General features: G+C 73.6%; 12 protein-coding genes. 5 read left to right on the top strand and 7 right to left on the bottom strand.

Going from position 1 to position 10,211, the window contains the following annotated elements:
• Positions 1 to 58: 58 nt before the first annotated feature.
• Together E2E34_RS25850 and E2E34_RS25845 are read left to right on the top strand one after the other, a co-directional pair.
• The gene (locus tag E2E34_RS25850) at positions 59 to 1,381 is read left to right on the top strand and encodes an MFS transporter (RefSeq protein ID WP_138904324.1); all 1,323 of its coding nucleotides are present in this window, start codon (positions 59 to 61) and stop codon (positions 1,379 to 1,381) included.
• Between the two features lie 29 nt (positions 1,382 to 1,410).
• Positions 1,411 to 2,151, top strand: a complete 741-nt coding sequence (locus E2E34_RS25845; RefSeq protein ID WP_138904323.1) for a 4'-phosphopantetheinyl transferase family protein — start codon at positions 1,411 to 1,413, stop codon at positions 2,149 to 2,151.
• A gap of 370 nt (positions 2,152 to 2,521) precedes the next feature.
• On the opposite strand, the gene E2E34_RS25840 is transcribed toward E2E34_RS25845, so the two are convergent.
• Positions 2,522 to 2,995, bottom strand: coding sequence for a hypothetical protein (locus E2E34_RS25840; protein WP_244316101.1), 474 nt, complete (start codon positions 2,993 to 2,995; stop codon positions 2,522 to 2,524).
• 110 nt (positions 2,996 to 3,105) lie between these two features.
• Complete coding sequence (locus E2E34_RS25835) at positions 3,106 to 3,327, bottom strand: hypothetical protein (protein WP_138904322.1); 222 nt, start codon at positions 3,325 to 3,327, stop codon at positions 3,106 to 3,108.
• A gap of 270 nt (positions 3,328 to 3,597) precedes the next feature.
• On the opposite strand from E2E34_RS25835, the gene E2E34_RS25830 reads away from it, so the two are divergent.
• Complete coding sequence (locus E2E34_RS25830; protein WP_138904321.1) at positions 3,598 to 3,882, top strand: hypothetical protein; 285 nt, start codon at positions 3,598 to 3,600, stop codon at positions 3,880 to 3,882.
• Here E2E34_RS25830 and E2E34_RS25825 read toward each other — a convergent pair.
• On the bottom strand, positions 3,879 to 4,538 hold the full coding sequence (locus E2E34_RS25825) for a DUF2278 family protein (protein WP_138904320.1): 660 nt from the start codon (positions 4,536 to 4,538) through the stop codon (positions 3,879 to 3,881). The genes E2E34_RS25830 and E2E34_RS25825 overlap by 4 nt on opposite strands.
• Positions 4,539 to 4,680: 142 nt before the next feature.
• On the opposite strand from E2E34_RS25825, the gene E2E34_RS25820 reads away from it, so the two are divergent.
• Together E2E34_RS25820 and E2E34_RS25815 are read left to right on the top strand one after the other, a co-directional pair.
• A complete protein-coding gene (locus E2E34_RS25820) occupies positions 4,681 to 5,076 on the top strand; it encodes an SMI1/KNR4 family protein (RefSeq protein ID WP_138904319.1) in 396 nt (131 codons plus the stop codon).
• A 194-nt stretch (positions 5,077 to 5,270) separates the two neighbouring features.
• The gene (locus E2E34_RS25815) at positions 5,271 to 5,657 is read left to right on the top strand and encodes a hypothetical protein (protein WP_138904318.1); all 387 of its coding nucleotides are present in this window, start codon (positions 5,271 to 5,273) and stop codon (positions 5,655 to 5,657) included.
• Positions 5,658 to 5,778: 121 nt separating this feature from the next.
• Here the strand turns inward: E2E34_RS25815 and hypE are convergent, their stop codons facing one another.
• The 4 genes from hypE to hypF all read right to left on the bottom strand — a co-directional run.
• A complete protein-coding gene (hypE, locus tag E2E34_RS25810) occupies positions 5,779 to 6,861 on the bottom strand; it encodes a hydrogenase expression/formation protein HypE (RefSeq protein WP_138904317.1) in 1,083 nt (360 codons plus the stop codon).
• Positions 6,854 to 8,059 carry a hydrogenase formation protein HypD gene (hypD, locus tag E2E34_RS25805; protein ID WP_138904316.1) on the bottom strand — a complete coding sequence of 402 codons (1,206 nt, stop codon included), beginning with the start codon at positions 8,057 to 8,059 and terminating at the stop codon, positions 6,854 to 6,856. Before hypD ends, hypE begins: the two co-directional genes overlap by 8 nt.
• Positions 8,056 to 8,376 (bottom strand): HypC/HybG/HupF family hydrogenase formation chaperone, encoded by a 321-nt coding sequence (locus tag E2E34_RS25800; protein WP_138904315.1) that lies wholly within the window; start codon positions 8,374 to 8,376, stop codon positions 8,056 to 8,058. The genes hypD and E2E34_RS25800 overlap by 4 nt, the downstream gene beginning before the upstream one ends.
• A gap of 53 nt (positions 8,377 to 8,429) precedes the next feature.
• Positions 8,430 to 10,211: carbamoyltransferase HypF (hypF, locus tag E2E34_RS25795; RefSeq protein ID WP_138904314.1), on the bottom strand; the 1,782-nt coding region annotated here is incomplete at its 5' end.

The raw sequence follows: 10,211 nt of genomic DNA, 5'->3' as shown, positions 1-10,211 counted from the left end.
CCGCCGTTCCCACGACGCCCGCCGTACCCACACCACCCGCCACGCGAAGGAAATCCCGATGACCGCGACCTCCCCCGCGCCCCCCGCCGCAGACCAGGGCCCGGCCGCCGTTCCCTGGGGCCGGGTCGGCGCGCTCGTCGGCGGCCAGGCGGCGGTCCAGCTCGGCAGCTTCGGCCTGCTGATCGCGATGAACTGGACCGCCGTGCAGATCGGCGGCACCAAGGCGGTCACCCTCCTGATGCTGGCGGCGACCGTGCCCCGCGCCCTGATGCTCGTCTTCGGCGGGGCCGTGGCCGACACGCTCGGTCCACGCTTCGTGCTGCTTCGCACCACCAGTGCGCGCGCGGCCCTCCTCGTGGCCGGCGCGGTGGTCACCGCCACCACCCACGCCCTGTGGCCCCTGGTGCTGATCGCCCTGGTGGAAGGGATGCTGCTCGGGCTGGCCGGCCCGGCCTCCGGGGTGCTGCTGCCCCGGTTCGCGAGCGGAGACCAGCTCGCGCGCGCCAACTCGGCGTACGCGATGGTGCTCCGTGTCGCCCCCATCCTCGGCACCCCGGCCGGCGCCTGGCTGATCACCGTCGGCGAGCTGTGGGTGGCGTTCGCGGCGGCCGCCGTCACCGGCGCGATCTGGCTCGGCTGCCTGCTGTACGTCACCCACGGCTTCAGCCGGCCCGTACGGCAGAAGGGCGGCCCGTCCCTGCTGCGGCGGTCCGGCGACGGATTCCGCCTGCTGGCCCGGCATCCGCGACTGCGCTGGATGTTCATCGCCTCCCTCTGCCTCGACATGGCGTTCAGCTGGCCCGCCGAGGTGGCCCTGCCGCTGCTCGTGCACCAGCGCGGCTGGGGTGTCGGCGCGGTGGCCATGGTGCTGGCGGCGTTCAGCGTCGGGGCGCTCGCGTCCAGTGCGCTCGGCGCCGCCTTCGCCCACCGCATCCCGGTGTTCGTCCGGCTGGTCGTGACCGGGGCCGGACTGGCCGTGGGGATCACGGTGATGGCGCTGATGGCCTCGCCGCTGTCGCTGACCGCGGTGGCCGCGGCCGTCGGCCTGCTGTCCGGCCTGAACGGGCCGGCGATCGTGACGCTCTATCAGCAGGCGGCCCCCCGGGACCGGATGGGGGCGGCCATGTCGACCCTGTCACTCGCCGGGATCGGCACCGCGCCGCTGTCCATCGCCCTGTTCAGCTCGCTGTCGCTGGTGCTGGGGGTGCAGCGGACCTGGCTGCTGTGCGGGGCGATCGCCGCAGTGTCGCCGATCGCGGCCTTCCTCGCGCTGCGGCAGCGGCCCACCGCCGACGGCCCGGTCCCGGCCGCCCCGGGACGGCAGTCCGGTGAAGAGCCCGCGCCCGGCGCCGCCGACAACCCGGTCGCCGCCCCCGCGTGATCCGCCCACCCGAACTGGAGGCATCCGACATGGCCGCAACGACCACCGGACGGCTGCTCGTACCCCGCCGCCTGTCCGGCGCGGGACCGGCCGGCGCCGCCCCGAACCCGGCGGATCCCGGGCTGTGGCTGGTGGACACCACGGCGTACCGGACGCACGCCACCCGGCACGCCCCCGACACCCTGGACTCCCTGGAGCTGGCCCGCGCCGCGGAGTTCGTACGCTCCGCCGACCGGGACGGCTATGTGTGCGCGCATGTGGCGCTGCGCCGGCTGCTGGGGGCTTATCTGGGGATGGCCGCCCGCGACGTGGTCGTCGAGCGCGCGCCGTGCGCGCACTGCGACGAGCCGCACGGCAAACCCGTCGTCCCCGGAGGCACCCTGCACTTCTCCCTGTCGCACTGCGAGGGGCTGAGCCTGCTCGCGTTCGCGACCACTCCGGTGGGCGTGGACGTGGAGCCGGTACCGGACGCGGCGGCCATCGCCGAGACCGCCGATGTGCTGCACCCCCGGGAGGCGGCCGAACTCGCCGTCCTGCCCGCCTGCGAGCGTCCGCCGGCCTTCACCCGGGTGTGGACCCGCAAGGAGGCCTACCTCAAGGGCACCGGCGTGGGGCTGTCCGCCGACCCCGCGGCCGACTACGTCGGTGCCGGCCCGGAGCCGACCGCACCCCCCGGCTGGACCCTCAGCGACGTCCTCGCCCCACAGGGCCACCACGCGGCCCTGGCCCTGGCGTTGGACGATCCACCGGCCGAAGCCGGTGGCGGGTGACCGGCCGTACCGCACGTTCGAGGGGCCGCACACTCGTGTGCGGCCCCTCGAACGTGCGGTACGGCCGTCCTGTCCGTGCGGGAGATGCCCCGGGCGGGGACCGCGCGTCTCACTCTCCGGCCTGAGACGACTCGCTCGGTCGGTTCGGTGTCCTGCGACGGGCCGGCCACGGGCATCGGCCTCGGCCGGCCGGCGGCCCGGCCGCCTGTGCGCACAGGGCGACAGGGCCCGCTCAGCCGTCGCGCAACGGCCGGTGCGTCCGGGGAGACGTTCTCCCCGGACGCACCGGCCGTACTGAGCATGCGGTTGTCGTACTCTCGCGGCGGCACCGGTCGAACCGGGTGGCCGGACACGAGGGCACGGCGCGGGATCAGGGCGAGGTGCCGGCGCTTGCCGCGTCCGAGGTTCCCAGGCTTTCCGGCCCGTCGGGCTCGGGCCCGGGTCCGTCCGGCGAGGCGGCGATCCACGCGGTCAGCTGCTCCGGCGTGGTCGCCGGGTCCGCGACCAGGGTGGCGAGAGTGTCCTCGCGGAAGGTCGCGGTGGTCACCGCCGGGCAACGGTGGCAGGCGGACACCCCTGCCTGCTGCCACCACTGGCACCGCCCGCGCAGGTGGCACCGTGGGACCGACCGCTCCTCGCGCGCCGAGGGCAGCGTCCGCACCCGTTCGACGAGCGTGCAGTCGTTGCCCCGCCGGTGCGCGCACGCGGACACGCAGTGCGAGGCGAACCTCAGCACACGGGTCGGTTCGATGCCCGCCGGGACCACACCCAGCACCTCGGCGGCCGCCACCGGACCGTCTAGGTACACGACGTGGCCGTCCTCTCCGGAACGTACACCGAGCACCTGCGACTCCGGCCGGTCAGCGGCCCCACTCGGACACCAGGTGACCGGAAGCTGTTCCGGCCCCTTGTCCGAGCCGTCGCGGCGCGCGACTCCCACGGTGCCCACCACCGTCAGCTCTCGACCGACTCGGTGACCTTCTGGCCGACCGGGTCGCCGAGCGTGCCCGCCTGGGTCGACTCCAGCGCCACCGCCTTCGCCACGTGGGCGTGCAGCTCCTGCATGGAGCCGATCCGCTCGGCCGGGGCGGCGCTCGCCGGCGCCGCCGCACCGACGGCGAGTCCGACGGCGATCGCCGCCGCCGCGCCGCCCGCTGCCAGCCGGTTCTTCTTCATGGGCACTCCCGGTACGAGAAGGCGCAGCCGCGGCCACTCCGCCGCTGTCCGCCGGAAACCGACGGTAGAACCGCCGGCCCGGCCGAAGCGGCAGTCACGGGCGGCAGTTCCGCCTGCACGAACCTGACACCGACGCGGACGGTGGCGCGGTCCCCGGCTGCCACGCCGGCGGTGCTCATCCACGGCGGCCGGAGCCTGAGTACGCAGGGCCTGAAGAACTGAGTACGCCGTCCGATGACCCGCCGCTCGTCCGGCGCTGGAATGGGAACCATGAGTCCTGAAGCACGGCGCGTGCGCATGCGGCACGTCACCAGCACCGGCACCGCCCTTGCCGCGACCCTGCTGCCGCTGGCGGTCGGCGTGCTGCTGGCCAAGACGATGGCCGGCGACCCGCTGGCGCCGGTGAACGCGCTGATGACCAGTGGCGGGCATCGCGCACGCGTCTCGCCGTCGGTCTGGCGCGGATGCGGCAGGAGAGCGCTGTCCCAGTGGAAGCCCGAGGCGACGGCCGGCGGTGCCGGCCGTCGCGGCCGGGCGTGGCGGCGTACTTTCTAGGCGGGGTGACCGTCGTTGTCCGTCCGGTCGGCCTGGGTGGAGAACTTCGACAGGAACACGTCGAACCGGCCGTCGGGCCGCCGGGTCATCGTCGCCCCGTCCTGCCAGATGCCGTTCTCGTCCCACCACTGACTGCCGTAGGGGTCGCCCTGGTTCTGATGGATGTTGTGCATGCCGAGCCCTTGGCCGAACGGCTCTCCGAAGACCATGACGACCCGTCCGGGGACGAGGAGGGGTTCCAGGGCCCGCGCGGCGTCCAGGTTGGAACCGGAGATCCACCGCCGGGGCGGGTTCAGCCTGTCCAGCACGGCCCGCATCCAGGCAGGCGGCCGTCGTACGAAGACGCAGCCGGCGCGCTGCGCCAGAGCGGGATGCCTGATGCAGTCGAGCGCACCTGATCCGGAGCTCCCGGCCAGGTCCTGGTAGCCCGGTCCCAGTCCGGCCACGGGACCGAGCGCCGACGCCTCCAGGGTGAAGACCTTCCACTGGACGCCGGTGGTGGACTGCTTGCTGTCCACGTCGACGGCGCAACGGTACCGGCCCGCCGGCGCGTCGACCTCCAGGTTGACGTGGAACCAGCGGCCCTGGGTGTCGGGCTGGTCGCGGAAATGACGGTGCAGGGTTCCTGACAGCACTCCGTAGTCGTCAAGCGGCATGCGGTGCAGTCAATCACCGGCCGCGTCGTGAGGGCGGAGGCTCGCGGACAGGTCTGCCCCATGACGCCCTCATGCCCCTCATGCTCTCGCAGGCGTAGGGGCACCGCGAACGGCGGCCGCCCGGCACAGGTAGAACTGCCGTATGGACGACGACCTGATCGCACGGGCCGAGCACCACTTCGGCATCCGCTTTCCCGAGGACTACCGGCACTTCCTGGCCACGGAGGGAAAGAGGAGCCGGTTCGTCCCTCCCGCGGACGACTTCATGATGCTGCATGCCGTCACGGATCTCGTCCCGGTCAACGAGGCCGGCGAGTTCCAGGAACGCTTCCCCGGGAGCGTGATCATCGGCGGGGACGGGGCCCGCGAGATGCTCGCGTACGACTTCCGGCAGGAACCGCCGTCCCTGGTCCTGCTCGACGTCTCCGCCGGGGACTGGTCGGCCGCCATGTACCAGGCCGCCTCCTTCTCCACCCTGCTCCAGCGGTTCCCGGAGACCGGATGGCTGTGGGACGACGCCGAGTCCTCGCCTTCCTGAGGGGCGACACCGACGGGTGTACCGGTCAGTAGAGGTGGGGCGGGCGGCGTCCTGCGACGCACCGCGCGGTCCAGGAGTCCTCCCGCACCCCACGCGGCAATGTGCCCATTTCGCCACCAAGTGGAAGGATTCGGGTTACCAGGGAGGTGCGCAGTCGAGCGCGCCTTCCGCACGCACCGGAGGCAGGTCGGCTCATGCCCAAGAATCCCAAGCCATCCGAGCCCTCGCACGGCGAGGGGCCGAGCCGTCACCAGGGAGCCGAGCACCACGGCTGGGCCCCCGACGTGGACGACACGCGTCAGCAGGAGAACCCGAGTGCCCGCCGCTCCTTCCACCCCGATGAGCACGCCCCGGAGAAGGGGCCGGGCCGCAAGCCCTCCCGGGAGGAGAAGAAGCCCGTCCCCGGCGACACGGTCAAGAGCGACGGCGCACGCGGCGAGGAGTACGGCGACCAGTCCGAGGAGGGCATGCGGGACACCGGCCGCAAGGGCCGTTCGCAGCGCCCGAGCGGCACCAGGGACGCCTCGGCGTTCACCGGTGTGGACCCCCAGGAGCCGCCCACCAAGCGCCGCCCCGGCTGATCACCCGTACCGGTGGGCGGTCGCGGTTCGTGGCCGCTGTCGGCCGGGCGACGGCGCACCCCCGACGCAGCTCCGAACGCCGGAGGCTCGTCGGGGGTGCGTCGGGAGTGGACGCCGGGCCTCAGCAGATGCGCGGGAGCTGTTCCCCGATCGGCAGGTCGACCACGCGGGTGCCGCCCAGGCCCGTGCGGGCCACCACCATGCCGGGGTGCGCGTCCACCGCCTCGCCGATCACCTGGGCGTCCGCGCCCAGCGGATGGGCGCGCATCGCGTCCAGGACCGCGTCGGCGTGCTCGCGCGGGACGAACGCGACGAGTTTGCCCTCGTTGGCGACGTACAGGGGGTCCAGCCCCAGGATGGCGCAGGCGTTGGCGACGGCCGGCGGGACGGGCACGTGCCGCTCCTGGACGACCACGCCGACGCCGGCGGCCGCCGCGATCTCGTTCAGCGCGGCGGCCAGCCCTCCGCGCGTGGGGTCGCGCAGTACGTGCAGGTCGGGGGTGACGGCGAGCATCGCGTCGACCAGGCCGCCGAGCGGCGCGCAGTCGCTCTCGATCTCGACCCCGAACTCCAGGCCCTCGCGTACGCTCATGATCGCCACGCCGTGCACGCCGACGGCGCCGCTGACGATCACGACGTCGCCGGGGACGACCCGCTGGGGGCGCAGGTCGACGCCCGGCGGGATGAGTCCGATGCCCGCCGTGTTGATGAAGATCCCGTCGCCGTGCCCGGCCTCCACGACCTTGGTGTCACCCGTCGCGACTTCGACGCCGGCCTCGCGCGCCGCCGCGCCCAGCGCCTCGGCCACCCGGGCCACGACGGACAGCTCGACGCCTTCCTCCAGGATGAATCCGCAGGAGAGGTAGGCGGCGCGGGCGCCGCTCATGGCGAGGTCGTTGACGGTGCCGTTGACGGCGAGGTCGCCGATGCTGCCGCCGGGGAAGAACAGGGGCCGCACCACGTAGGAGTCGGTGGAGAAGGCCAGCCGGACGCCGCCCAGCGAGAGCGCGGCGGCGTCCCCCATCTGTGCCAGTACCTCTCCCCCGAAGGCGGGGGCGAAGAGGTGCTGGACGAGTTCGGCCGAGAGCGCGCCGCCGCCGCCGTGGCCCATCACGACCCGGCTCTGGTCGCGGAGGGGAGCCGGGCAGGTCCAGGCCGTCAGGTCCGGTACCGGCGCGTTCGGCTCGGTGGTGGTGTCAGACAACGGGGCTCGCCTCCCGGGGCGCGTGCGGGGCAGGGGCAGCGGTCGCGGCCGGCACCGGCGTCGCGTCCAGCGCGGGGGTCGCGGCGGTCTCGGGGGCCGTGGCGGCCGGAAGGTCGAGCCGCCGGTAGAGGTAGTACGCGGCGCAGGCGCCCTCGCTGGAGACCATGGTCGCGCCGAGCGGCGTACGCGGGGTGCAGACCGTACCGAACGCCTCGCACTCGTGCGGCTTCAGCAAGCCCTGCAGCACTTCCCCGCTCCGGCACTCGGCCGGCTCCAGGGTCTGGATGCCGCTGACCGAGAAGCGGTGTTCGGCGTCGTACTCCCGGTAGCGTTCCGACAGCCGCCAGCCGCTCGCCGGGATGACCCCGATGCCGCGCCAGGCGCGGTCGGTCACCTCGAACACGTCCGCCAGCATGGCCCGCGCGGCCGGGTTGCCCTCGGGGCGGACGGCGCGTGCGTACGCGTTGTCGACGGTGTGCTCGCCGCGCTCCAGTTGCAGGACGGTCCGCCGTACGCCTTCGAGGATGTCCAGCGGCTCGAACCCGGTCACCACGATGGGGACCTTGAAGCGTTCGGCGAGATCCGGGTACTCCCCCGTGCCCATCACACTGCACACGTGCCCGGCCGCGAGGAACGCCTGGACCCGGCAGTTCGGCGACCGCATGATCGCCTCGATCGCCGGGGGCACCAGCACGTGGGACACCAGCAGGCTGAAGTTGCGGATGCCCAGCTTGCGGGCCTGATACACCGTCATGGCGTTGGGCGGCGCGGTCGTCTCGAAACCGATGCCGAAGAACACCACCTCGCGGTCCGGGTTCTGCTGGGCGATCTTGAGCGCGTCCAGGGGCGAGTAGACCACCCGGACGTCACCGCCCTCGCTGCGGACCTGGAACAGGTCGCGGCCCGTGCCGGGCACGCGCAGCATGTCCCCGAAGGAGCAGAAGATCACTCCGGGTCGGGAGGCGATCTCCAGTGCCTTGTCGATGACCTCCAGCGGGGTGACGCAGACCGGGCAGCCCGGGCCGTGGATGAGCTCCACCTGGTCCGGGAGCAGTTGGTCGATCCCGTGCCGGATGATGGTGTGCGTCTGTCCCCCGCAGACCTCCATCAGCGCCCACGGCCTGGTGACGGCCGCGTGGATGTCGTCCAGCAGACGACGCGCCAGGCCGGGGTCCTGGAACTCGTCGATGTACTTCACTGCTGTGCCTCCACAGGTGTGCCGTCGCCAGCCGGCAACGGGGCTCCACCGGCCTCCGCGGCCAGTTCCCAGGGGTCGCCGAACTCCTCCTGGAGCATCCCGAGGGTGGCGAACAGTTCGAGCGTCTGCTTGGCCGACTCCTCGTCCAGGCGCTGCAGGGCGAATCCGACGTGGACGATGGCGTACTCGCCGACCTGGAGGTCGGGCAGGTACTCCAGGCACACCTCCTTGACCACACCGCCGAAGTCGACGGTGGCCATCCGTGTGCCGTCACGCTCCTCGATGTCCAGCACTCTGCCGGGTACCGCCAGGCACATGACCTTCTCCTCGCTGTGGGTGGTGTGTTGTCCGGTGCGCCGGGGCGCGCGCGTCAGCCGCTGGTCCCGGGCCCGGCCGCGCGGGCGGCCACCAGGAGCTGGCCGAGTGCCAGCCCCCCGTCGTTAGGGGGCACCTGGTGAGGGCGCAGGACCGTGAAGCGGTCGTCGCGCAGGGCCCGCGCGCAGGCCGAGGAGAGCAGGGTGTTGGCGAAGACGCCGCCGGTCAGCACGACGGTGTCCAGGCCGCGGCGCTCCCGTGCCATGACGCAGACGCGGTGTACGAGGGCGGCGACGGCGCGGTGGAAGCGCGCCGCGACGAGGGCGGGCGCCGCACCGGCGCGTACGTCGTCGACGGCCGCTGCCAGGACGGGCCCGGGATCGGCACGCACCGTGACGTCGTCACCCGGGGCGCCGGGCCGCACGGCGAAGGCGTAACCGACGCCCCCCGGGTCCGGATCGGACAGCGCGGCGGCCTCCAGCGCGATGGCGGCCTGGGCTTCGTACCCGGCCCGGTGGCAGATGCCCGCGAGCGAGGAGACGGCGTCGAAGAGCCGTCCCATGCTGGAGGTGCCGACGCAGTTCAGACCGCGTTCCAACTGCCGGTTCAGCACGCGTCGTTCGTCGGGAGGGCAGGCGGTCACGCACGGAAGGTCGTCCGACCACGGGATGCCGGCCGCCCTCAGGTGCGCGAGGGCCATGCGGTACGGGCGGTGCACCGCGGCGTCGCCGCCGGGCAGGGGGACGTACGCGAGGTGCCCGAACCGGTCGGCGCTGTCGTAGTCGGCCAGCAGGAACTCGCCGCCCCACACGGCCCCGTCGTCGCCGTACCCGGTGCCGTCGAACGCCACGCCGATCACCGGCCGGCCGCCGTCCAGGCCGTGTTCGGCCATGACCGCGGCGACGTGGGCGTGATGGTGCTGCACGCGGACGACGGGGCGGCCGGCCGCGTGCCGGGACGCCCACCGGCCGGAGCGGTACCCCGGGTGGCGGTCGGCGGCCAGGACCTCAGGACTCACCCCTGTGATCGACTCCAGGTGCTGCTCGGCCCGCTCGAACGCCTGCTGGGTGGCAAGGTCGTCCATGTCGCCGATGTGGGCGGACAGCCAGGCCGTGCGGCCCTCGGCGAGGCAGAACGTGTTTTTCAGGTCGCCCCCGACTGCGAGGGCGGGCCGTACGGGGAACGGCAGCCGTAGGGGCAGCGGGGCGTGGCCGCGGGCACGGCGCACGGTCAGCGGTTGTCCGTCGCAGACGCGCACCACCGAGTCGTCGCACGGGACATGGACGCGCCGGTCGTGGGTGAGCCAGGCGTCGGCGAGGTGCGCCAGCCGGTCCAGTGCCTCGTCGTCGTCGGTGACGATCGGCTCACCCGCCACGTTGCCGCTGGTCATGACGAGCAGGCGGGTTCCGCCGGGGCCGCTGTCGCCGGGCAGGCCGAGCAGCAGGTGGTGCAGCGGGGTGTACGGAAGCATCACCCCCAGGTCGGGGCTGCCCGGCGCGACCTCGTCGGCGAGGCGCGGGGTCATGGAATCCGGTGCGTCGGCGTCCTGGCGGCGGCGCAGCAGCACGATGGGTCTGACGGCGCCGGTGAGCAGGAGGCGCTCCTCGGGTCCCAGGCGTACGAGGTGTTCGATGTCTGCCGTGCTCCGGGCCATCACGGCGAACGGCTTGTCGCCGCGGGCCTTGCGGCGCCGCAGCAGGGCCACGGCGGCGGGGTCGGTCGCGTCGCAGGCGAGGTGGTAGCCGCCGAGGCCCTTCACGGCGAGGACCGCGCCACGGGACAGGAGTGCGCGGGCCTCGGCGATCGGGTCCTTCCCCGTCACGGGCCGGGGCAGGGG

It is taken from the genome of Streptomyces albidochromogenes (genome assembly GCF_005981925.1).
Taxonomy (GTDB): domain Bacteria; phylum Actinomycetota; class Actinomycetes; order Streptomycetales; family Streptomycetaceae; genus Streptomyces; species Streptomyces albidochromogenes.
The sequence above is the reverse complement of the archived record's forward strand: the minus strand, read 5'-3'. Positions and strand labels throughout refer to the sequence as shown.

Coding starts and splice junctions, on each gene's coding strand:
- E2E34_RS25825 (WP_138904320.1), bottom strand. CDS start 4,538: ATGCCGCTTGACGACTACGGAGTGCTGTCAGGAACCCTGCACCGTCAT.
- E2E34_RS25800 (WP_138904315.1), bottom strand. CDS start 8,376: ATGTGCCTGGCGGTACCCGGCAGAGTGCTGGACATCGAGGAGCGTGAC.
- E2E34_RS25815 (WP_138904318.1), top strand. CDS start 5,271: ATGCCCAAGAATCCCAAGCCATCCGAGCCCTCGCACGGCGAGGGGCCG.
- E2E34_RS25845 (WP_138904323.1), top strand. CDS start 1,411: ATGGCCGCAACGACCACCGGACGGCTGCTCGTACCCCGCCGCCTGTCC.
- E2E34_RS25820 (WP_138904319.1), top strand. CDS start 4,681: ATGGACGACGACCTGATCGCACGGGCCGAGCACCACTTCGGCATCCGC.
- E2E34_RS25850 (WP_138904324.1), top strand. CDS start 59: ATGACCGCGACCTCCCCCGCGCCCCCCGCCGCAGACCAGGGCCCGGCC.
- E2E34_RS25835 (WP_138904322.1), bottom strand. CDS start 3,327: ATGAAGAAGAACCGGCTGGCAGCGGGCGGCGCGGCGGCGGCGATCGCC.
- E2E34_RS25830 (WP_138904321.1), top strand. CDS start 3,598: ATGAGTCCTGAAGCACGGCGCGTGCGCATGCGGCACGTCACCAGCACC.